A 20,767-nucleotide genomic window follows, 5' to 3' on the forward strand; every position below is an offset into this window, starting at 1 on the left:
AAATCAATTTATTGTAAGATAGATATAGTATTCACATAGAACGCTGCATAAATCCTCATTCCTTTGGCAGCGCTGTTATATGAGTCAGAAGCAAGCCATGATCACACACTTGGAAACCGAACGCTTGGTGCTGCGCCCGCCCATAGCCGCCGATCTCGACGGCTGGGCCGCTTTCATGGCCGATCCGGAAAGCCAGCGCCATCTGGGCGGCGTCCAGGAACGCCCGATCGCCTGGCGTGGCCTATGCGTCATGGCCGGGGCGTGGGCGATCGACGGCTTCGCCATGTTCTCGGTGATCGAGAAGACTAGCGGCCGCTGGATCGGCCGGCTTGGTCCCTGGCGGCCGGAAGGCTGGCCCGGCACCGAGGTCGGCTGGGGCCTGATCCGCGATGTTTGGGGTAAAGGCTATGCCACCGAAGGTGCTACGGCGGCCATTGACTGGGCATTCGATCATCTGGGCTGGAACGAAGTAATCCACTGCATCGTGCCCGAGAACGGGAACTCGCAGAAGGTGGCCCAGCGCCTGGGGTCACGCTGGTTGAGGAAGGACCGCCTGCCCGCCCCGATCAGCATAGACACCGACATCTGGGGGCAAACGCGCGAGGAATGGAAAGCCCGGCGCTCACGATAATTCGTTCGGGACCGTAGCGTCGATCGGCAGACAGCCATCGGGCGTCATGGCAGGGTGCACGGCGATTAACGAAAGATGCCATGCATGCCCGGCTTCAGCCCTGCGCCCCGCCTTTTTGTCGACTTTGCCCTGCTTGGCCTGCTGGCAACGCTGTGGGGCGCCTCTTACACCTTCATCAAGCTGGGCATCGCCACCATCCCGCCGGTGACGCTGATCGCCGCCCGCACCCTCATCGCTGGCCTGCTATTGCTGGCGATTCTGCATATGCGCGGCATCCGCCTGCCGCGCGACGCCGAAACCTGGAAACGCTTCCTGTTCCAGGCTTGCCTCAACAGCGTGGTGCCTTTCACCCTGATCGCCTGGGCGGAGTACAGCGTTGATGCTGGACTAGCGGCGATCCTGAATTCCACCACACCGATCTTCACCTTCCTGCTGACCGTGGCAATCACCCGCCACGAGCCGACATCGACACGCAAGCTGTTCGGTGTGATCGCTGGCATGGCCGGCATATGCCTGATCGTCGGCCTGCAGGCCCTGAACGGCCTGGGCCGCGAGTTGATCTCGCAACTGGCCATCATCGCCGCCACCATCAGCTATGCTGGCGCGGCGATCTTCGGTCGTAGCTTCAAGGGACTCGATCCGCTGGTGCCGGCGGCAGGTTCGCTGCTTTGCGGCACCGCCCTGCTGATCCCGGCCAGCATCGTCATCGACCGGCCCTGGACACTGGAACCATCGACAAGTTCGCTGCTCGCCCTGCTTGGTCTGTCGGTATTTTCCACGGCGCTGGCCTTCGCCATTTATTTCCGGCTGATCCACACTCTGGGTTCAGTCGGCACCACTGCGCAGTCTTACCTGCGCGTGCCGATCGGCGTGGGTATCGGTGTGCTGTTCCTGGGCGAAAGCCTCGGCCCCACCGCCTGGATCGGCTTTATCTGCGTCTTTATCGGCGTGGTGGCAATGACCATGCCGGCAAAGCCAAAAGCGGTGGCCGCCCCAGCCGACTGACGCTTACGCCCAGCCGCCGGCGATGGGTATGACATGCCCGGTGACGAAACCGCAGCGACCGCTGGCAAACAGCGCCACCAGTTCGGCCACCTCCTCCGGTTCGCCCAGACGGCCAAGCGGAATGTTCTTCACCATCTTGGCGACCGCCTCCTTGTTGGCGAGCAGCTCGGGCGGGAAGTAATCCGGATTCTTGATATAGTTGGCGGCGATGGCATTCACCGGGATGTTCCAGCGTGCCAATTCCTTCGACAGCGTCGGCACCATGGCATTGGCGCCGCCGCGCGCGATGGCATACATGGAATAATTCGGGATGCCGGTGAGCGGCGCGGCGGATGAGACGATCAGGATGCGACCACCATTCTGCGCCTTCATCTGCGCCGCCGCGCGGCCGATAAGCGTATAGGGCCACACCATCATGGCCTCGATGGCACGGCGGAACTCGGTCGGGTCGGCCTCATCGACGGCGGCACGCACTGCCGGATAGGGATCGTTGGAAACCAGCGCATCCAGACGGCCGAAACGGTCGATGATTTCGGCGACCAGTTCGATGGGCGCAGTAGCGGCGCAGACCTCCGCGCCGGGCACTTCGGCCCGGAAAGCCTCGCGGACAGCCGGATCGGCGAAGGCCATGTCATGACAGACCACCGTCATCCCCTCGCGCAGCAGGCGGTGCACCGCGGTCGGGCCGATGAAATGCTTCACATGGGTGAGCAGGACGATCTGCGGCTGCGTCATGGTTTCCTCCGTTGACGGGAAAATCCTAAGCCCTTCCCGGGCCGACGCAATCGCCATATGGCGGTGACGTCACGGCAACCGGCGTCACAGTCTGGCCCTGATACAGATCAAGGCATGCCGCCCCCGCATGCTGCATTTTGTGGCCATGGGCAAGCGCATCCTGATCCTGCTGGGCCATCCTGATCCGTCGCATGACCGGCTCTGCCGGGCGTTGGCCGATGCTTATGCTGACGGGGCGCAACAGGCCGGCCACGAAATCCGGCGCATAGACATCGCCACGCTCGACATTCCCTACCTGCGCGGCCAATCGGAATTCGAGCATAGCTCGCCGGCCAGCGCATTGACCGAGGCGCAGGCCGCAATCGCCTGGGCCGAGCATATCCTGGTGGTGTTCCCGCTCTGGCTCGGTGACATGCCGGCAATGCTGAAAGCTTTTTTCGAGCAGGTACTGCGACCGGGCTTTGCCTTCGTATACCGCGCCACGGGATTTCCGGAGCAAAGACTGGCCGGCCGCACCGCGCATGTGGTGATTACCATGGGCATGCCTGCCCTCGCCTATCGCTGGCTCTTCTTCGCCCATGCCCTGCGGCTGCTCAAGCGCAACATCCTGGGCTTTGTCGGGATCCGGCCGGTGAAGGATACGATCTTCGGCGGCGTGGCCGCTGCGGGCAATGCACAGCGGCAGCTCTGGCTCAAACGGATGCGTGAGGCCGGCACCAACGCCGCCTGAGCCGGTTGTCAGGCCGCCCGCAGCCGCCCCTCATGCAGGGTGACGATACGGTCCATGCGCCGCGCCAACTCCATGTTGTGAGTGGCGATCAGCGCACCGATGCCGTTGTTGCGCACCAGGCCGGTCAATTCGGCGAACACCGTCTCGGCGGTCTTTTCATCCAGATTGCCAGTCGGCTCGTCTGCCAGCAACAGATCCGGCTTTCCAACAACAGCGCGGGCTATGGCCACGCGCTGCTGTTCGCCGCCCGATAGGCGCGCCGGGCGATGACTCAAGCGATGGCCCAAGCCGAGATCGGTCAACAATTTGGTGGCCTTCGCCCCGGCGGCGGAGGCGCCTTCGCCACGCACGCGCAGCGGCATGGCGGCGTTCTCGAGTGCCGAGAATTCCGGCAGCAGATGGTGGTACTGGTAGACGAAGCCGATGCGATGGCGCCGGGTCAGGGTGCGCTCGGTATCGTCCATCGCGCTGCAATCCTGACCGCCGATCACGATGCGGCCGGAACTCGGCCGTTCCAGCAGGCCGGCGATATGCAGCAGCGTGGATTTGCCCGAACCTGAGGGTCCCAGCAGGGCGACGATCTCGCCACCCTTTACAGTGAGGTCGACGCCACGCAGCACTTCGACCGTTTCGCCGCCCTGACTGAAGGTACGGCGGATATCCTGCAACTCCAGAACGTTACTCATACCGCAGCGCCTCCACCGGATCGAGGCGGGCCGCGCGCCAACTGGGATACAGCGTTGCCAGCAACGACAGCGCCAGACCCATCGCCACGACATACACAACCTCGGTGGAATCCACCTTGGACGGCAACTGCGACAGGAAATAGATCTCGGCGGGGAAAAGCTGCCAGCCAGTCAGGCTCTGCAGGAACTGGCGGATATGCTCGATATTGAGCGAAAAGGCCAGGCCAAGGGCGAAGCCGCTGGCGGTGCCCAGCATACCGATGCTGGCGCCGGCAATCACGAAGATGCGCATGATCGAGGCGCGCGAGGTGCCCATGGTACGCAGGATGGCGATGTCGCGGCCCTTGTCCTTCACCAGCATGATCATGCTGGAGATGATGTTGAACGCCGCCACCACGATGATCAGCGTCAGGATCAGGAACATCACGTTGCGCTCGACCTCCAGCGCGCTGACGAAATGGGCATTGGCCTGCTGCCAGTCGTAGATGCGGTATTGCGGGCCCAGCCGCTGCATGATCTGCCGCGCCGCCTGGCGCGCCTGGTCGGGATTCTCCAGCCGCACTTCCACGGCGCTGGCCGCATTGGGCAGTCGGAAATAGGTCTGCGCCGCCTCGAAGGGCACATAGACAAAGGCCGAGTCATACTCGAACATGCCAACGTCGAAGATCGCCGCCACGCGATAGCGCACCAGCCGCGGCACGCTGCCGAACGGTGTGGTGTTGTTCTGCGGCGAGACCAGCGTAATCTGGTCGCCCAGCCGCAGGCCCAGCTTGCGTGCCAGCCGGTGGCCGATGGCAACTGCGTCGTCACCCTGGAAATCGCGCAAGGAGCCCTCGCGGACGCCTTTGGCGATGGCGCTTTCCTGCATCAGGTCGACCTGCCGCACGCCGCGCACCATCACGCCGGCGGCCGCGTTGTTCGCCGTGGCCATCACTTGGCCTTCGACCATCGGATTGGCCAGCACCACGCCGGGCATCTTGCCCACTGCCTCGGCCACGAATTCGTAATCCGGCAGGCTGTTGCGTGATTCCAGCTGGATGGTGAGATGCCCGTTCAGGCCGAGGATACGGCCCAGCAATTCGGCGCGGAAGCCGTTCATCACGCTCATCACGATGATCAGTGTTGCCACCCCCAGCATGATGCCGAGGAAGGAGAACACCGCGATCACCGAGATGAAGCCCTCCTGCCGGCGGGCGCGCAGGTAGCGCAAAGCCAGCAGCCACTCAAACCGGGAAAAGAAGGGCATGCGTGATCCTTGGGTGATTACGCGTTACGCAGGGCAGAAAGCTTGTTCAACACGGCCTCGGGCGTGATCTCTTCCTTCTCGCCGGTGGCACGATTCTTTACCTCGACCACACCGGCCTTCACGCCACGCGGACCGATGGTCACCTGATACGGCAGGCCGATCAGATCCATGGTGGCGAATTTGGCACCAGCGCGCTCGTCGCGGTCGTCATACAGCACATCGAAGCCGGCAGTCTGCAGCTTGGCATAGAGCGCTTCCGCAGCCGCGTCGCAATCCTTGTCGCCGACCTTCAGGTTGATCAGGCCGACATGGAACGGCGCCACGCTGAACGGCCAGATGATGCCATTATCGTCATGGCTCGCTTCGATGATGCCGCCGACCAGGCGCGACACGCCGATGCCGTAGGAGCCCATCTCAAGCGTGATGCTCTCACCGCCTGGCCCCTGAACCACTGCGCCCATCGGCTTGGAATACTTGGTGCCGAAATAGAAGATGTGCCCGACTTCAATGCCACGAGCCGCCACCTGGCGCTCGTTGGGCAGGGCCTCGAAACGGGCCATGTCGTGTTTTTCCTCGGTGGCCGCATACGGCGCGGTCCAGGAATCCACGATGGGCTGCAGGTCGCCATTATAATCGACTTTTTCGCTCAACACGTCGCGCTCGATCAGGGCCTTGTCGCAGAACACGCCGCTTTCGCCGGTTTCGGCCAGCACGATGAATTCATGACTCAGATCACCGCCGATCGGGCCGGTGTCGGCCTGCATGGGGATCGCCTTCAGGCCGAGCCGCGCGAAGGTGCGCAGATAAGCCACGAACATGCGATTATACGAACGACGCGCGCCAGCCTGATCAAGATCGAAGGAATAGGCATCCTTCATCAGGAATTCGCGGCCACGCATCACGCCGAAACGCGGACGCACCTCGTCACGGAATTTCCACTGAATGTGATAGAGAATCTTCGGCAGGTCGCGATAGCTCTTCCACTCCGACGCCACGATGTCGGTCAGCATCTCCTCATTGGTCGGGCCATAGAGCATCGGACGCTCGTGGCGGTCGGTGATGCGCAGCATCTCCTTGCCGTAATCCTCGTAGCGGCCGCTTTTCTGCCACAGCTCGGCCGACTGGATGGTCGGCATCAGCATCTCCTGCGCGCCGGCGGCATCCTGTTCCTCGCGCACGATCTGCTCGATCTTCTTCAGCACGCGATGGCCCAGCGGCAGCCAAGCATAGATGCCGGCGGCGGTCTGCCGGACCATGCCGGCACGCAGCATCAGCCGATGGCTGACGATCTGCGCTTCGCTCGGGTTTTCCTTGAGAACGGGCAGGAAATAGCTGCTGAGCCGCATGGGTGTGACGATCCTGATAAGAAACGGAGATGGCGGGATAATGGGGCGTTTTTAAGGCCGTAGCGGAAGGGTCGCAAGGACCCGGACAAGGCAACTGTCGGCGGGCGACTATCGGCGGGGGGCCGGGTGCTTGGCCAGATAGTCGCGGCAGGCCGCAGCCAAGGCATCCTCGCCCTTCGGCTCCAGCGGCTGGCCATTGAAGGCCAGACGGCCGGTCTTGGGGTCTACGGCCACCTTGCCCACGCTGGTCTCAGCCTTGCCCATGCGCGGCGGCGTACGGCTGCCCAGCAGGGTTTCCAGCGGGATCAGCAGGTCGAGCGTGATCGGTCCGTCCATGGGAAACGGATTGCTGCCCGGCAGATCGGCCTGGGCGATGGGGCGGCCCTGGGAATCGACGTCTCGGCCCGGCTGGTAGGTCACGTCCGGGGCCGGCTGGTGCATGGTCACGCTGCCCTGCCGGGCCAGAAGGCGGCGGCAGTCGGCGGCATCCAGCACAATCACAGTTTGGAGAGGCTCAGGCTGCGACTCGGGGGCTTTTTTCGGGACCTGTGAGGTCTGTGCCAGGACGCCAGAAGCCAGCAACAGGGTCGCCAGCAGGCCGGGTAGAATTACAGCGGTCGCAAACCGAGGCATCCCACAACCTTGACGGCGTATTATTACCATTTTGTTAGGAACCTATAACTTTTCGGGTGACACCGGTTTCATCATTCGGTATAGAAAATACGCAACCGCTTGGTAACAGGCGGCCCAAGTCTGGGGAGGCTTAAACTTACCCGCGAGACGGGATACGGAGCGAGGCACGTCCTTGCTCCTTTCTTTTTTGTGCTTCCCTGTTCTTCTGAATCCCGGGACTTTCGCGCATAAGTAGCGATCAGCGGCTATCAAATACGCCGTTTTGGAGCTCGCTCTCAGAGCCCCCGGCCGAGCAGAACATTCAGGCCCAGCAGGTCGTAATAACCGATCACGTAATAGACCCCGAACAACGCACCGCTGATCCCTAAAGCCAGCAGGAATTTGAAGCCCAGCCTCGGATTGACCGGCGCGGAATCGGCCTGGCCGGGCAGCTTGTTTTCGCCCATTTCGTCCGGCGTCTTCACGCCGATGGGCAGCACGCAGAACAGCACCACCATGTAGATTATGACGAAGGCTATGCTGTTGTTGAACCAGGTCATGCTTAAGGGCTCGCTCAGATCTGCTCGATCTCGACCAGGGTGCCGCAGAAATCCTTCGGATGCAGGAACAGCACCGGCTTGCCGTGCGCGCCGATCTTCGGCTCGCCATCGCCCAGCACACGGGCGCCGTCGGCCTTCAGCTTGTCGCGGGCGGCGATGATGTCGTCCACCTCGTAGCAGACATGATGCATGCCGCCCGAGGGATTGTTGGCCAGGAATTTCGCGATGGGCGAATTCTCGCCGAGCGGATGCAGCAGCTCGATCTTGGTGTTGGGCAACTCGACGAAAACTACCGTCACGCCGTGGTCGGGCTCATCGACCGGATCCGAGACCCTGGCACCCAGCGTGTTGGCATAGGTGGCCGCGGCGGCGGCAAGGTTGGGCACGGCAATGGCGACGTGGTTGAGGCGGCCGATCATGGCGGTCGTTTCCCTGTGGTCTGTGGTCGTTTCTGCGCTGCAATATGGGGCCGGCCGGGCCCGGGGGCAAGGCGTGACGCTGCGTCAGAAGCGCGCGACGCCGCCCCCTAATCCGCCATCCGGATGATATGGACCTGGGTGATCGGCTTGCGGCCGGTCAGCCCCTTCAGTACCGACCGCAGGGCCCGGTGGGCGGCCTGTTCCAGATTATTGTCGTCGCGGTGGGCACCGGGTTTCAGCCGGTCGATGGCAGCGGCGATCTCGGCGGCGATCTCGGCGGCGATCAGGTCGACATCGCCGTTCACCACGCCCGACAGCTTTACATGGGGCCGGGTCTGTAGCCGGCCCTCGCCGTCCACCACCAGGCTGACCGAGGCAGCGCCGTTGAAGGCGAGCTTGCGGCGCACCTGCAGCGCACCGCCTTGCACAGGCACCAGCTCGTCGCCGTCGATGGCCAGCCGGCCTGAGGGCACCTGCTCGACCACGTCAGGCGCGCCGGGCGCCAACCGGATCAGGTCGCCATTGCGCGGCACGATGCCGTGCGGCACCTGCAGGCTCTGGGCGAAGCGGGCATGCTCCACCAGATGACGTGGCTCGCCATGCACCGGCACGGCGATCTGCGGCCGGGCAAGGCGATACATCTCAGCCAGTTCGTCGCGCGATGGGTGGCCCGAGACATGGATGAAGGCATCCTTCTCGGTGATCACCTCGATGCCGTTGCGCACCAGTTCATTATGCAGGCGGAACAGCGTGCGTTCGTTGCCGGGGATGATCTTGGAGGAAAAGGCCACCGTGTCGCCGGGCGACAGCACCACATGGGGATGGCTGTTGAAAGCGATGCGCGCCATGGCGCCGCGCGGCTCGCCCTGGCAGCCGGTGCAGACATACATGACTTTCTCGCGCGGCAGGAAACCGGCCTCGCGTTCATCGACCAGATTTGGGATGTGCTCCAGATAGCCATTCTCGCGCGCCGCCTGGATGAAGCGGTGCAGCGAACGGCCGATCAGGCAGATATGCCGACCGAGATGGTTCGCCACATCGAACAGGCTTTCCAGCCGAGCGAGGTTTGACGAAAACGTGGTCACGGCGATGCGGCCGGGCTTATTGGCCAGCACCTGCATCAGGCTGTCGCGCACGTCGCCTTCCGAACCGGACTGGCCGCGATTGAACACATTGGTACTGTCGCAAACCAGCGCCAACACACCCTTGTCGCCATAGGCACGCACGGTTTCGATTTCGGTCTGCGGGCCCAGCACCGGCCGTGGATCGAGTTTCCAGTCACCGGTATGCAGCACCACGCCGGCCGGCGTTTCAATGGCCAGCGCCTGGCTCTCGGGCGTGGAATGCGTGATGTTCATCGAGCGGACCTTGAACGGCCCCAGATCGATCAGCTCGCCGGGCTTGTAGACATGTACCGGCACCTCGTCGGCCAGCCCCTTCTCTTCCAGCTTCTTGCGCAGCACGCTGGCCGCGAAGCCGGTGGCCCAGACGGGACAGCGCAGTTCCTCCCAGACATGGCTGATGGCACCCAGATGGTCCTCGTGGGCATGGGTCAGCACGATGCCCAGCAGGCGTTCGCGCCGGCCGGCGATCCAGGTCACATCCGGCAGCACCAGATCGACACCCGGCATGCCCTCATCGGCAAAACTGGTGCCCAGATCGACCATCAACCACCGGTCGCCGAACCCATACAGGTTCAGGTTCATGCCGATCTCGTTTACCCCGCCGAGCGGGAGGAAATACAGGCTGTTCTGGTCCAGGCGTTCGGACATACAGATTATTTAGTGCTGCGCCGGTGGATTTCGATCAGGCCGCGCACGGTGATGTCAGGCACGATCTGCTCGATCACGGCGGTGGCGCCATCAAACACCGGGGCCAGACCGCCAGTGGAAATCACCTTCATCGGCCGCCCGAATTCCTCGCGGATGCGGGCAACAATGCCCTCGATCAGGCCGACATAACCCCAGAACACGCCGGAATGCATGCAGGCGATGGTGGTGGTGCCGATCACGGTCTTGGGCTTTTCCACCACGATGCGCGGCAACAAAGCCGTGGCATTCACCAGCGCCTCGATGGACAGGTTGATGCCCGGCGCGATCACACCGCCGCAATAGCTGCCCTCTTCATCGACTACATCGAAGGTGGTGGCGGTGCCGAAATCGACGACGATCATCGGGATATTCGGATACAGGACGCTGGCGCCCACGGTGTTGCAGATGCGGTCGGCGCCGGCGCCCTGCCCCTTGATCTGGATGCCGTATTTAACGTTCGGCTCGCCCAGCACCATCGGCTCGGTATTGAAATAGCGGGTGCAGAGCCGGCGCAGGTTGAAGGTGGCCTGCGGCACCACGCTGGCGATGATGGCGGCATCGATACCTTTGGGATCTATGCCCTCGATCTGCATGAGCTGCAGCAGCCAGACGGCATGTTCGTCCGCCGTGCGCATGCCTGACGTATGCTGGCGCCATTCGCCCACGATCCGGTCGCCGTCGATGACGCCGAATTTCACATTGGTGTTGTTGGCATTGATGGCGAGCAGCATGGCGTCGTCCTTTCAAGCAGCCGGGAATACGTCACCGGCCGTGACAGTCTGCACGCGGCCGTCGGGCAATTCCAGCAGCAAGGCGCCACTATCGTCCAGCGCCACGAAACGGCCATGCAATTCCCGATCCGGCAGACGCACCACAGCCGAAAGACCAAGCCCCTGCGCTTTTCTCAGCCATGCCTCACGCACCGGCGCAAAACCTTCTGCCCGCCAGCGACCATACCAATAGCCGTAGCGCGCCAGCAGCCAAGGGGCAAAATCCTCTGGCGCAACCTGAACACCATGCGCGGCGAGCGCCGTGGCCGGATATGGCGTCTGGTCGGGATGGTGCGCCAGATTCACGCCGATTCCGACCGTGACCCAATCCATGGCGCCATCAGGTCGCGTACGGGACTCCAGCAGGATGCCGGCGATCTTGGCGCCATTCACCAGCACGTCATTGGGCCATTTGCATGTGATCTGCGCCCCGAGCTGCGGCGCGGCCAATTCGAGAGCTTCGGCCAAGGCAACGGCCGTAAGGAAAGATAGCGTGGCGGCCTGCGCAGGACTGGCTTTGGGGCGCAGCAGCAGCGAGATAAACAGGTTGCCGGCTGGCGACTCCCAAGCCCGGCCACGGCGACCGCGGCCGGCGGTCTGGCTGTGCGCCAGCACGGCAAGCCCTTCCGCCATGCCCGTTTCGACCTGACGGCGGATTTCCTCGTTGGTGCTATCGAGGACGTCGAATATCCGCAGATCCCACTTCATCGGGTGGGTCCGCGCCCGGTCCCGCTTACGGGAACAGCGCCTTGGCGGCGGTTTCAGCGGCAGCGAGCAGCGGGCCGGGCATCACGAAGAACAGAATCGTGAACAGGCCGGTCACGGTCATCACCGCGCCAAGTTCGCCGCGCACCGGTTTTGCCAGTGGCTCGGCTGCCTCGTCGAAATACATGATCTTCACGATGCGCAGATAATAATAGGCGCCCACCACCGAGCTGAGCACGCCGAGCACCGCCAGCACATAGAGCTTGGCGTTGATGGCGGCCATGAAGACGTAGAACTTGCCGAAGAAGCCGGCCAGCGGCGGCACACCCGCCAGCGAGAACATGAAAGCCGCCAGCAGCAGCGCCATGCCCGGATGGGTCTTGGCCAGGCCGGCCAAATCCTGCACGCCTTCGACCATGCGGTCCTTCTGGCGCATGGAGAGGATGATGGCGAAGGTGCCGACATTCATGGCCAGATAGATGGCCAGATAGATCAGGATGCCGCGTACGCCTTCCTGCGTGCCGGCGGCAAGACCGATCAGGGCATAGCCGACATGACCAATCGAGGAATAGGCCATCAGGCGTTTGACATTGCTCTGCGCGATGGCCGCAAAGGCGCCGAGAATCATGCTGAGCGCGCTGACCACGATGATGATCTGCTGCCAGTCATGGGCGATCTCGCCAAACGGGCTGAGCAGAGATCGGACGAACAGCGCCATCGCCGCCACCTTGGGTGCCACGGCAAAAAAGGCCGTCACCGGCGTGGGCGCGCCCTCGTAGACGTCAGGCGTCCACATATGGAACGGCACCGCAGAAACCTTGAAGGCCAAGCCTGCGCAGAGAAAGACGATGCCAACCACCAGGCCGATGGACGCCCCGCCGCCACCAGCCAGGGCTTTGGCGATCAGCGGGAAGCTGGTCGAACCGGCGAAACCATAAATCATCGAGCTGCCATAGAGCAGCATGCCGGACGACAGCGCGCCGAGCACGAAATACTTCAGGCCCGCTTCGGTGGCACGGCCGGAATCGCGTTTGAACGCCGCCAGCACGTAAAGCGATAGCGACTGCAGCTCCAGACCCAGATAAAGCGCGATCAGGTCGTTGGCCGAAACCATCATCATCATGCCGGTGCTGGCCAGCAGGATTAGCACGGGATATTCGAAACGCTCCATCCGCTCGTAGCGGATATAGCCAAGCGACTGGATGATCGAAAACGCCGAGCCCAGCAGGATCAGCACCTTGGCAAAACGACCGAAGCCATCGGCGATGAACATGTCGCCGAAGGTCGTCACGCTGCCGGCCGGCTGCATGGCAACAAGCAGGATGGCGACGGCCAGCACGGCCACCGCGAGCCAGGATACCAGGCGGGTCGAGGTATCGCCGCGGAAGACGCCGAAAATCAGCAGAGCCATCGAGGCCAGGGCAAGCCAGATTTCCGGATAGGCCGGCGCCAGGGCGGGCATGGTCGAAGCGGTCACGGGTCGAACTCCTCTTCCGCTTTAGCGGGCGGCGGTCGCCACCGCCTTGGCGGCGGCAAGGGCGGTCTGATGCTGTTCCAGCAAATGCTTGGCCGAAGCGGCGATCACATCGAAGAAGGGCGCCGGATAGATGCCCATCCACAGGGTCATCACCACCAGCGGAGCGAAGATGGCGATCTCGCGCGGGCTTAGGTCCAGCATGTTCTTCAGATCAGCCTTGGTCAGTTCGCCGAACACCACGCGACGATACAGCCAGAGCGCATAGGCCGCGGCGAAGATCACGCCAGATGTGGCGATCAGGGCCACCCAGGTATTCGCCTGGAAGGCGCCGACCAGGGTGAGCAGCTCGCCGACGAAACCGCCGGTGCCCGGCAGGCCCACATTGGCCATGGTGAAGAGCATGAAGACGAAGGCGTATTTCGGCATGTTGTTGACCAGACCGCCATAGCGCGCGATCTCACGGGTATGCAGGCGGTCGTAAACCACGCCGACACAGAGGAACAGCGCACCCGACACGATGCCGTGGCTGAGCATCTGGAAGATCGCGCCCTCAACTCCCTGGGTATTGAAGGTGAAGATGCCCATGGTGACGAAGCCCATATGGGCCACCGACGAATAGGCGATCAGCTTCTTCATGTCTTCCTGCACCAGCGCCACCAGCGAAGCATAGACGATGGCGATCACGCTGAGCGCGAAGACAAACGGCGCGAAATATTCGCTGGCCAGCGGGAACATAGGCAGCGAGAAACGCAGGAAGCCGTAGCCGCCCATCTTCAGCAGCACGGCGGCCAGGATCACCGAGCCGGCCGTCGGCGCTTCCACGTGGGCATCCGGCAGCCAGGTATGCACCGGCCACATCGGCATCTTAACGGCAAACGAGGCAAAGAAGGCCAGCCACAACCATGTCTGCGCCTGCGCGGAGAACAGGCCGGTCTTCATCAGGCTCGGGATGTCGGTCGTGCCGGCGGTGAAATACATGTACAGGATCGCCAGCAGCATCAGCACCGAGCCGAGCAGCGTGTAAAGGAAGAACTTGAAGCTGGCATAGATGCGACGCTTGCCTCCCCAGATGCCGATGATCAGGAACATCGGGATCAGACCGGCTTCGAAGAACAGGTAGAACAGCACCAGATCGAGCGCACAGAACACGCCGATCATCAGGGTTTCCATGACCAGGAAGGCGATCATGTATTCCTTGACGCGGGTCTCGATCGCTTCCCACGAGGCCAGGATGCAGAACGGCATCAGGAAGGTGGTGAGGATGACAAACAGCATGGAGATGCCGTCGACACCCATATGATAGTTGATGCCGGTCGCGACCCACGCGGTCTTCTCGACGAACTGGAAGGCCGCGGTCGAATTATCGAAGTTCAGCCAGATCAGCAGCGACACCGCGAAGGTGATCGTGGTGGTCCACAAGGCTACCGCGCGGGCATTGCGGGCCACAATCTCCTCCGGCCCGCGGGCCAGGAAAATGAACGCAGCACCCGCCAGCGGCAGGAAGGTGACGATGGACAGCAAGGGCATGCTCGACATCGGATTAGTGCCCCATCGCACTGAAGAAATAGGTCACCAGCGCCGCCACGCCGATCAGCATGGCGAAAGCGTAGTGATAGACATAGCCGGTCTGCAGGATCGACGCCCGCTTAGCCAGCCGGACCACGGTGGCGGCAAGTCCATCCGGCCCGAGGCCATCGATGATCTTGCCATCGCCGCCTTTCCAGAACACGCGGCCGAGCCACATCGCCGGCCGCACGAAAATGCGGTCGTAAAGCTCGTCGAAATACCACTTGTTCAGCAAGAACTGATAGAGCATCCGGTGCTGCCGGGCGGCTTCCACCGGCAGGCTGGTGTCGCGGATATAGGCCAGCCAGGCGATGGCGATGCCGATGACACCGACGATGATTGGGCCCACCTTGACCAGGAAAGGCACATGATGGGCGTCTTCCATCGCCTTGTGGTTTTCCAGAATCAGGATCGAATTGCCCCAGAATTCCTTCCAGTGATGGCCGATGAAGCCGTCGTGGAAGGCGATGCCGGCGAAGACCGCGCCGAAAGCCAGCACGAACAGCGGCAGCAGCATCACCATCGGGCTTTCATGCACGTGCTCCATCACGTGATGGTCGGCACGCGGTTCACCGTGGAAGGTCATGAACAGTAGACGCCAGGAATAGAAGGCCGTCAGGATCGCCGCGGCCATGCCCAGCACATAGGCATAGGTACCCACGCCACCGGCCGCATAGGCCACTTCCAGGATCATGTCCTTGGAATAATAGCCGGCAAAGATCGGGAAACCAGCCAGCGCCAGCGAGCCGATCCACATCATCACGTAGGTGATCTTGATGTGCTTCCACAGGCCGCCCATGTTTCGCATGTCCTGCTCACCGCTCACGGCATGGATCACCGAACCGGCGCCCAGGAACAGCAGGGCCTTGAAGAAGGCATGCGTGAACAGGTGGAAGATCGCGGCCGGATAGGCCGAGACGCCGAGCGCGAAGAACATGTAGCCGAGCTGCGAGCAGGTCGAATAGGCGATCACGCGCTTGATGTCGTTCTGCGCCAAGCCGACCGTGGCAGCGAAGAAGGCCGTGCTGGCGCCGATCACGGCCACGAAGGCCAGCGTGTCGGGCGCGTATTCGAACAGCGGCGAGCAACGCGCCACCATGAAGACGCCGGCGGTGACCATTGTTGCGGCATGGATCAGGGCCGAAACCGGGGTCGGACCTTCCATCGCATCCGGCAGCCAGGTGTGCAGGCCAAGCTGGGCCGACTTGCCCATGGCGCCCAGGAACAGCAGGAAGGTGGCGACCGTCAGGATGTCCCAGTCCTTCCACAGGAAGTGGAAGGTCTTGCCGGCCAGATCCGGCGCGGCCTTGAACACGGCATCGAAGGTGACCGAACCGGTGGCGAGGAACAGCGCGAAGATGCCCAGCGCGAAACCGAAATCGCCGACGCGGTTGACCACGAAAGCCTTGATGGCGGCGGCATTGGCCGATGGCTTCTTGAACCAGAAACCGATCAGCAGGTAGGAGGCCAGACCTACGCCTTCCCAGCCCATGTAAAGCTGCACGAAATTATCCGCCGTGATCAGCATGAGCATGGCGAAGGTAAACAGCGACAGGTAGGCGAAGAAACGCGGCCGATGCTCGTCGTGGCTCATATAGCCGACGCTGTAGACATGCACCACGGCCGACACGGTATTGACCACCACCAGCATGACGGCGGTGAGCTGGTCGATCTTCAGTGCCCAGTCCACGCTGAAACTGCCGGAGTCGATCCAGTCCAGCACCTTCACGTTGACGGTCATGCCCTTCGAGATCACCAGATAGAAGGCGACCCAGGACAGGATGGCGGAAATGCCCACGGCAACGCAGGTGACTGCCATGGCGGCGGCATCGCCGATACGGCGCCCGAAGAAGCCGGCGATGATCGCGGCCAGCAGGGGCAGGAAAACGATCAGATGGTACATCGTCATCGCCGCCTCAGCCCTTCATCATGTTGATGTCTTCAACCGCGATAGTGCCGCGGTTGCGGAAATAGACCACCAGGATCGCCAGACCGATCGCCGCCTCGCCTGCCGCCACGGTGAGCACGAACAGCGCGAAGACCTGGCCGACCAGATCATTCAGGTGGGTGGAAAACGCCACCAGGTTCAGGTTTACCGCCAGCAGCATCAGCTCGATCGACATCAGGATGACGATGACGTTCTTGCGGTTGAGAAAGATGCCAATGATCCCGAGCGTGAACAGGATCGCCGCCACAGTGAGGTAATGTCCGAGGCCGATAGTCATGGTCAGATTCCCTTCCGCGGCTCGACCTTGCGGATCGCCACCGCCGCATCGCGCGGGCGGCTGACCTGCTCGGCAATGTTCTGGCGCTTCACGCCCGGACGCGAACGCAGTGTCAGCACGATGGCGCCGATCATGGCGACCAGCAGGATCAGGCCGGCACCCTGGAACAGGTAGATGTATTTGGTATAGAGCACCGCGCCCAGCGCATGAGTGTTTGTGACCTGATCCAGCGCCGGAATCGGATCGGTCGCAACCGACTTGGCCGCCGGCGTGATCACCCAGCCGCCCAGCACCAGCGCCAGCTCGACCAGCAGGATGAAGCCGATCAGCCCGCCGATCGGCAGGTATTGCAGGAAGCCCTGGCGCAGTTCGACGAAGTTGATGTCGAGCATCATCACCACGAACAGGAACAGCACCGCGACGGCACCGACATAGACGATCACCAGGATCATGCCGAGGAATTCCGCCCCCATCAGCACGAACAGCCCGGCCGCATTGAAGAAGGCCAGGATGAGGAAGAGCACGGAATGCACCGGGTTGCGCGAAGCGATCACCATGAAGCCGGAGGCGACGGTGATCGCTGCGAACAGGTAGAAGGCCAAAGCCTGGATGATCATAGTTTACCCCCTCGCCTGCGATGCGCTCAGCGGTACGGCGCGTCAGCGGCGATGTTGCGCGAAATCTCGTATTCCCAACGTTCGCCATTCGCGAGCAGCTTTTCCTTGTTGTAGAAAAGCTCTTCGCGGGTTTCGGTGGCAAACTCGAAATTCGGCCCCTCGACGATGGCATCCACCGGGCAGGCTTCCTGGCAGAAGCCGCAATAGATGCACTTGGTCATGTCGATGTCGTAACGCGTGGTGCGGCGCGAGCCGTCTTCACGCGGCTCGGCCTCGATGGTGATGGCCTGGGCCGGGCAGATCGCTTCGCACAGCTTGCAGGCGATGCAGCGTTCCTCGCCATTGGCATAGCGGCGCAGGGCATGCTCACCGCGGAAGCGCGGGCCCAATGGGCCCTTTTCATAGGGATAGTTCAGCGTCGCGCGCTTCTTGAACATATAGCTGAAAGTCAGGCCAAGCCCCTTCACCACTTCCCAGAGGAAGATCGTGCGGGCGCCGCGGTCGAGCAGAGCCATGGCTTACACCCCTTTCGGCAGCAGATCGAAGGCGACGAGCACGCCCGCGGTAGCCACCACCCAGAACAGCGAGAACGGCAGGAAGACCTTCCAACCCAGGCGCATCAGCTGGTCGTAGCGGTAGCGCGGCACGGTGGCGCGCACCCAGATGAACACGAACAGCAGCACAAAGATCTTGAGGCAGAACCAGACAATGCCCGGAACCCAGTTGAACGGCGCGATGTCAAACGGCGGCAACCATCCGCCGAGGAACAGGATCGTGGTCATGCCCGACATCAGGATCATGTTCGCGTATTCGCCCAGGAAGAACAGAGCGAAGGTCATCGACGAATATTCGACCTGATAACCGGCCACCAGTTCGGCTTCCGCTTCCGGCAGGTCGAAGGGGTGTCGGTTGGTCTCGGCCAGGGCCGAGATGAAGAAGACGATGAACATCGGGAAAAGCGGCAGGGCGAACCACACCGTCTTCTGCGCTTCCACGATTGCACTCAGGTTCAAAGAGCCGACGCAGAGCAGCACGGTGATGATCACGAAGCCCATCGAAACTTCGTAGGACACCATCTGCGCCGAAGAACGCAGCGCGCCGAGGAAGGCGTAGCGCGAATTCGACGACCAACCGGCGATGATGATGCCGTAGACGCCCAGCGACGAGATCGCAAAGAGATACAGCACGCCGACATTGATGTTGGCGATCACCCAGCCTTCCGAAACCGGGATCACCGCCCAGGCGATCAGCGCCAGGATGAAGGTGATGCAAGGGGCCATCACGAACAGGAACTTGTTCGCACCCGAGGGGATGATGGTTTCCTTGAAGATCAGCTTCGCCGCGTCGGCAAAGGGCTGCAGCAGGCCGAAAGGCCCGACCACGTTGGGCCCCATGCGCAGCGACATCGCCGCCAGCACCTTGCGTTCCATCAGCGTCAGATAGGCCACCGCGATCAGCAGCGGCACCGTCAGCATCAGGATGTGAACGAGGATCAGACCGCCCGGAAAGACGTAGCCGGTCCAGAGCGTGTTCCAGAAAGCGTCAGTCATGGGTACCCGTCTTCGGCATGGCGGCGCCACGTGCAAGGGCCGAGCATTCGGCCATCGTCGCCGAGGCGCGGGCGATCGGATTGGTCAGGTAGAAATCGGCCACCGGCGACACGAACGGCAGGTCGCCGACCGTGCCGGCTGCGCCGAAATTGCCCCAGGCAGCCGGCGTGATCTTGTCGACGGCACCGAAATGCGGCGCGGCCTGCAACATGCGACGGCGCAGCATGCCCAGGTTGTCATAGGGCAGTGTCTGGCCCAGCACATCAGAGAGCGCGCGGATGATCGCCCAATCCTCGCGGGCCTCGCCCGGCGGTGCCGCAGCGCGGCGGCCGAGTTGCACGCGCCCCTCGGTATTCACCCAGGTCGCATCCTTCTCGGTATAGGCGGCACCAGGCAGGATCACGTCGGCACGCTTGGCGCCGGCATCGCCGTGGCTGCCCTGATAGATCACGAAGGCCGAGCCGAGCTTGGTCGTGTCGATCTCGTCGGCGCCCAGCAGATAGACGGCCTTAATCTCGCCCGCCTGCGCGCCGGCCAGGATGCCGGTCGCATCCTTGCCGCCCGAGCCAGGCACGAAACCGAGATCCAGTGCGCCAACGCGGCTGGCGGCCGTGTGCAGCATGTTGAAGCCGTTCCAGCCGTCCTTCACCAGACCGCAGCCATCGGTCACCTGCCTGGCCAGCGCCAGAATGGCGGCGCCGTCGGCGCGGGCAATCGCGCCCTGCCCGAGAATCAGCATGGGTTTCTGCGCGCCCTTCAGCACCTCGGCGAAAGCATGGCGCCCTTCGGCGATATCTTTCAGCGTGGCAGGGCCGGCACCGAGATAGTCGTACTTGTAGGTCAGCTGCGCCTGCTCGCCGATCAGGCCGATCTTCACCTTGCCGGTGAGATAACGTTTGCGGATACGGGCATTGATCAGCGCGGCTTCGCGGCGCGGGTTGCTGCCCACGATCAGGATCGCGTCGGCCTCGTCAATTCCGGCGATGCCGCTGTTGAAGAGATAGCCCGCACGCACCGTTGGGTCGATCCGGGCGCCATCCTGACGGCAATCGAGGTTCGGCGACCCCAGCTTCTCCATCAGATCCTTCAGCGCGATAACGCTTTCGGCGCAGGCCAAGTCGCCGGCAATCGCCGCGATCTGGCTGCCGCCCAGGCCCTTCAGACCAGCGGCGACGGCGGCAAAGGCTTCGGCCCAGCTGGCTTCCTGCAGCTTGCCGTTCTTGCGCACGTAGGGGCGATCGAGACGGCGCGCCTTCAGGCCATCATAGGCGAAGCGGCTCTTGTCGGAGAGCCATTCCTCGTTCACGTCCTCGTTCAGGCGGGGCAGCACACGCATCACTTCGCGGCCGCGCACATCGACGCGGATATTGGCGCCGACGGCATCCATGGCGTCGATGCTTTCGGTCTTGCGCAGTTCCCACGAGCGGGCGGTGAAGGCATAGGGCTTGGAGGTCAACGCGCCCACCGGGCAGAGGTCGATCACATTGCCCGAAAGTTCGGACGTCATCGCCTTTTCCAGATAGGTGGTGATCTGCATGTCCTCGCCGCGGCCAATGGCGCCGAGTTCCGGCACGCCGGCCACTTCGGTAATAAAGCGGACGCAACGCGTGCAATGGATGCAGCGGGTCATCACCGTCTCGACCAGCGGGCCCATGTATTTGTCTTTGACCGCACGCTTGTTTTCGTCGTAGCGGGAAGCGCCGCGACCGTAGCCCATGGCCTGGTCCTGCAGGTCGCATTCGCCGCCCTGATCGCAGATCGGGCAATCCAGCGGGTGGTTGATCAGCAGGAATTCCATCACGCCTTCGCGGGCCTTCTTGACCATCGGCGAATCCGTGTGGATCACCATGCCGTCGGCGGCCGGCATAGCGCAGGAGGCGATCGGCTTCGGCGCCTTTTCCTGTTCGACCAGGCACATGCGGCAATTGCCGGCGATGGTCAGGCGCTCGTGATAGCAGAAACGCGGAATTTCCTTGCCGGCCAGTTCACAGGCCTGCAGCACGGTGGTGCCGGGATCAACCGTCACTTCGATGCCGTCGATGGTCAACTTGGGCATGCTTGTACCCTTCCCCGCCT

The 20,767-nt window shown here is 62.7% G+C and carries 21 protein-coding genes; 3 read left to right on the forward strand and 18 right to left on the reverse strand.

Features of this window, described 5'->3' with window-relative positions:
• Nucleotides 1–97 precede the first annotated feature (97 nt).
• A complete protein-coding gene (locus ACE3OO_RS00155) occupies nucleotides 98–631 on the forward strand; it encodes a GNAT family N-acetyltransferase (RefSeq protein ID WP_374298435.1) in 534 nt (177 codons plus the stop codon).
• An 84-nt stretch (nucleotides 632–715) separates the two neighbouring features.
• Complete coding sequence (locus tag ACE3OO_RS00160; RefSeq protein WP_374298437.1) at nucleotides 716–1,636, forward strand: DMT family transporter; 921 nt, start codon at nucleotides 716–718, stop codon at nucleotides 1,634–1,636.
• Between the two features lie 3 nt (nucleotides 1,637–1,639).
• On the opposite strand, the gene ACE3OO_RS00165 is transcribed toward ACE3OO_RS00160, so the two are convergent.
• Nucleotides 1,640–2,371, reverse strand: a complete 732-nt coding sequence (locus tag ACE3OO_RS00165) for an SDR family oxidoreductase (protein ID WP_374298439.1) — start codon at nucleotides 2,369–2,371, stop codon at nucleotides 1,640–1,642.
• A 127-nt stretch (nucleotides 2,372–2,498) separates the two neighbouring features.
• On the opposite strand from ACE3OO_RS00165, the gene ACE3OO_RS00170 reads away from it, so the two are divergent.
• The gene (locus ACE3OO_RS00170; RefSeq protein ID WP_374298441.1) at nucleotides 2,499–3,101 is read left to right on the forward strand and encodes an NAD(P)H-dependent oxidoreductase; all 603 of its coding nucleotides are present in this window, start codon (nucleotides 2,499–2,501) and stop codon (nucleotides 3,099–3,101) included.
• A gap of 8 nt (nucleotides 3,102–3,109) precedes the next feature.
• Here the strand turns inward: ACE3OO_RS00170 and ACE3OO_RS00175 are convergent, their stop codons facing one another.
• The 17 genes from ACE3OO_RS00175 to nuoG form a co-directional block, all read right to left on the reverse strand.
• Nucleotides 3,110–3,787, reverse strand: a complete 678-nt coding sequence (locus tag ACE3OO_RS00175; protein WP_374298443.1) for an ABC transporter ATP-binding protein — start codon at nucleotides 3,785–3,787, stop codon at nucleotides 3,110–3,112.
• Nucleotides 3,780–5,033 carry a lipoprotein-releasing ABC transporter permease subunit gene (locus ACE3OO_RS00180; protein ID WP_374298445.1) on the reverse strand — a complete coding sequence of 418 codons (1,254 nt, stop codon included), beginning with the start codon at nucleotides 5,031–5,033 and terminating at the stop codon, nucleotides 3,780–3,782. The genes ACE3OO_RS00175 and ACE3OO_RS00180 overlap by 8 nt, the downstream gene beginning before the upstream one ends.
• A 17-nt stretch (nucleotides 5,034–5,050) precedes the next feature.
• A complete protein-coding gene (gene proS / locus ACE3OO_RS00185; RefSeq protein WP_374298447.1) occupies nucleotides 5,051–6,379 on the reverse strand; it encodes a proline--tRNA ligase in 1,329 nt (442 codons plus the stop codon).
• Nucleotides 6,380–6,487: 108 nt separating this feature from the next.
• Nucleotides 6,488–6,826 (reverse strand): hypothetical protein, encoded by a 339-nt coding sequence (locus ACE3OO_RS00190; RefSeq protein ID WP_374298449.1) that lies wholly within the window; start codon nucleotides 6,824–6,826, stop codon nucleotides 6,488–6,490.
• A gap of 461 nt (nucleotides 6,827–7,287) precedes the next feature.
• On the reverse strand, nucleotides 7,288–7,551 hold the full coding sequence (locus tag ACE3OO_RS00195) for a DUF1467 family protein (RefSeq protein WP_374298451.1): 264 nt from the start codon (nucleotides 7,549–7,551) through the stop codon (nucleotides 7,288–7,290).
• A 14-nt stretch (nucleotides 7,552–7,565) separates the two neighbouring features.
• Nucleotides 7,566–7,970: a methylmalonyl-CoA epimerase gene (gene mce / locus ACE3OO_RS00200; protein WP_374298453.1), complete on the reverse strand. Its 405-nt coding sequence runs from the start codon at nucleotides 7,968–7,970 to the stop codon at nucleotides 7,566–7,568.
• A 107-nt stretch (nucleotides 7,971–8,077) separates the two neighbouring features.
• The gene (locus ACE3OO_RS00205; RefSeq protein ID WP_374298455.1) at nucleotides 8,078–9,742 is read right to left on the reverse strand and encodes a ribonuclease J; all 1,665 of its coding nucleotides are present in this window, start codon (nucleotides 9,740–9,742) and stop codon (nucleotides 8,078–8,080) included.
• Nucleotides 9,743–9,747: 5 nt separating this feature from the next.
• Nucleotides 9,748–10,512: a type III pantothenate kinase gene (locus ACE3OO_RS00210; RefSeq protein ID WP_374298457.1), complete on the reverse strand. Its 765-nt coding sequence runs from the start codon at nucleotides 10,510–10,512 to the stop codon at nucleotides 9,748–9,750.
• A gap of 12 nt (nucleotides 10,513–10,524) precedes the next feature.
• The gene (locus ACE3OO_RS00215; protein ID WP_374298459.1) at nucleotides 10,525–11,259 is read right to left on the reverse strand and encodes a biotin--[acetyl-CoA-carboxylase] ligase; all 735 of its coding nucleotides are present in this window, start codon (nucleotides 11,257–11,259) and stop codon (nucleotides 10,525–10,527) included.
• Nucleotides 11,260–11,284: 25 nt separating this feature from the next.
• Nucleotides 11,285–12,718, reverse strand: a complete 1,434-nt coding sequence (gene nuoN / locus ACE3OO_RS00220) for an NADH-quinone oxidoreductase subunit NuoN (RefSeq protein WP_374304640.1) — start codon at nucleotides 12,716–12,718, stop codon at nucleotides 11,285–11,287.
• 36 nt (nucleotides 12,719–12,754) lie between these two features.
• Nucleotides 12,755–14,269 (reverse strand): NADH-quinone oxidoreductase subunit M, encoded by a 1,515-nt coding sequence (locus ACE3OO_RS00225; protein ID WP_374298461.1) that lies wholly within the window; start codon nucleotides 14,267–14,269, stop codon nucleotides 12,755–12,757.
• Between the two features lie 4 nt (nucleotides 14,270–14,273).
• Nucleotides 14,274–16,202 carry an NADH-quinone oxidoreductase subunit L gene (nuoL, locus tag ACE3OO_RS00230; RefSeq protein ID WP_374304641.1) on the reverse strand — a complete coding sequence of 643 codons (1,929 nt, stop codon included), beginning with the start codon at nucleotides 16,200–16,202 and terminating at the stop codon, nucleotides 14,274–14,276.
• Between the two features lie 13 nt (nucleotides 16,203–16,215).
• A complete protein-coding gene (nuoK, locus tag ACE3OO_RS00235) occupies nucleotides 16,216–16,524 on the reverse strand; it encodes an NADH-quinone oxidoreductase subunit NuoK (protein ID WP_300298993.1) in 309 nt (102 codons plus the stop codon).
• A 2-nt stretch (nucleotides 16,525–16,526) separates the two neighbouring features.
• Entirely contained in the window at nucleotides 16,527–17,141 is a 615-nt protein-coding gene (locus ACE3OO_RS00240; protein ID WP_374298464.1) for an NADH-quinone oxidoreductase subunit J, read from the reverse strand.
• Nucleotides 17,142–17,167: 26 nt separating this feature from the next.
• Nucleotides 17,168–17,656, reverse strand: coding sequence for an NADH-quinone oxidoreductase subunit NuoI (nuoI, locus tag ACE3OO_RS00245; protein WP_374298466.1), 489 nt, complete (start codon nucleotides 17,654–17,656; stop codon nucleotides 17,168–17,170).
• Between the two features lie 3 nt (nucleotides 17,657–17,659).
• On the reverse strand, nucleotides 17,660–18,691 hold the full coding sequence (gene nuoH, locus ACE3OO_RS00250; protein WP_374298468.1) for an NADH-quinone oxidoreductase subunit NuoH: 1,032 nt from the start codon (nucleotides 18,689–18,691) through the stop codon (nucleotides 17,660–17,662).
• Nucleotides 18,684–20,747: an NADH-quinone oxidoreductase subunit NuoG gene (nuoG, locus tag ACE3OO_RS00255; protein WP_374298470.1), complete on the reverse strand. Its 2,064-nt coding sequence runs from the start codon at nucleotides 20,745–20,747 to the stop codon at nucleotides 18,684–18,686. Before nuoG ends, nuoH begins: the two co-directional genes overlap by 8 nt.
• Nucleotides 20,748–20,767 lie beyond the last annotated feature (20 nt).

The sequence above is a fragment of the Ferrovibrio sp. genome, from assembly GCF_041906005.1.
In the GTDB taxonomy this organism is placed as follows: domain Bacteria; phylum Pseudomonadota; class Alphaproteobacteria; order Ferrovibrionales; family Ferrovibrionaceae; genus Ferrovibrio.

Bases quoted from the DNA above. Each gene is read 5' to 3' on its own strand.
- nuoG (WP_374298470.1), bottom strand. From the start codon at position 20,747: ATGCCCAAGTTGACCATCGACGGCATCGAAGTGACGGTTGATCCCGGC.
- ACE3OO_RS00240 (WP_374298464.1), bottom strand. From the start codon at position 17,141: ATGATCATCCAGGCTTTGGCCTTCTACCTGTTCGCAGCGATCACCGTC.
- ACE3OO_RS00155 (WP_374298435.1), top strand. From the start codon at position 98: ATGATCACACACTTGGAAACCGAACGCTTGGTGCTGCGCCCGCCCATA.
- mce (WP_374298453.1), bottom strand. From the start codon at position 7,970: ATGATCGGCCGCCTCAACCACGTCGCCATTGCCGTGCCCAACCTTGCC.
- ACE3OO_RS00180 (WP_374298445.1), bottom strand. From the start codon at position 5,033: ATGCCCTTCTTTTCCCGGTTTGAGTGGCTGCTGGCTTTGCGCTACCTG.
- ACE3OO_RS00195 (WP_374298451.1), bottom strand. From the start codon at position 7,551: ATGACCTGGTTCAACAACAGCATAGCCTTCGTCATAATCTACATGGTG.
- ACE3OO_RS00170 (WP_374298441.1), top strand. From the start codon at position 2,499: ATGCTGCATTTTGTGGCCATGGGCAAGCGCATCCTGATCCTGCTGGGC.
- ACE3OO_RS00205 (WP_374298455.1), bottom strand. From the start codon at position 9,742: ATGTCCGAACGCCTGGACCAGAACAGCCTGTATTTCCTCCCGCTCGGC.
- nuoN (WP_374304640.1), bottom strand. From the start codon at position 12,718: ATGCCCGCCCTGGCGCCGGCCTATCCGGAAATCTGGCTTGCCCTGGCC.
- nuoI (WP_374298466.1), bottom strand. From the start codon at position 17,656: ATGGCTCTGCTCGACCGCGGCGCCCGCACGATCTTCCTCTGGGAAGTG.
- ACE3OO_RS00165 (WP_374298439.1), bottom strand. From the start codon at position 2,371: ATGACGCAGCCGCAGATCGTCCTGCTCACCCATGTGAAGCATTTCATC.
- nuoL (WP_374304641.1), bottom strand. From the start codon at position 16,202: ATGTACCATCTGATCGTTTTCCTGCCCCTGCTGGCCGCGATCATCGCC.
- ACE3OO_RS00215 (WP_374298459.1), bottom strand. From the start codon at position 11,259: ATGAAGTGGGATCTGCGGATATTCGACGTCCTCGATAGCACCAACGAG.
- ACE3OO_RS00225 (WP_374298461.1), bottom strand. From the start codon at position 14,269: ATGTCGAGCATGCCCTTGCTGTCCATCGTCACCTTCCTGCCGCTGGCG.
- nuoK (WP_300298993.1), bottom strand. From the start codon at position 16,524: ATGACTATCGGCCTCGGACATTACCTCACTGTGGCGGCGATCCTGTTC.
- nuoH (WP_374298468.1), bottom strand. From the start codon at position 18,691: ATGACTGACGCTTTCTGGAACACGCTCTGGACCGGCTACGTCTTTCCG.
- ACE3OO_RS00160 (WP_374298437.1), top strand. From the start codon at position 716: ATGCCCGGCTTCAGCCCTGCGCCCCGCCTTTTTGTCGACTTTGCCCTG.
- ACE3OO_RS00210 (WP_374298457.1), bottom strand. From the start codon at position 10,512: ATGCTGCTCGCCATCAATGCCAACAACACCAATGTGAAATTCGGCGTC.
- ACE3OO_RS00175 (WP_374298443.1), bottom strand. From the start codon at position 3,787: ATGAGTAACGTTCTGGAGTTGCAGGATATCCGCCGTACCTTCAGTCAG.
- proS (WP_374298447.1), bottom strand. From the start codon at position 6,379: ATGCGGCTCAGCAGCTATTTCCTGCCCGTTCTCAAGGAAAACCCGAGC.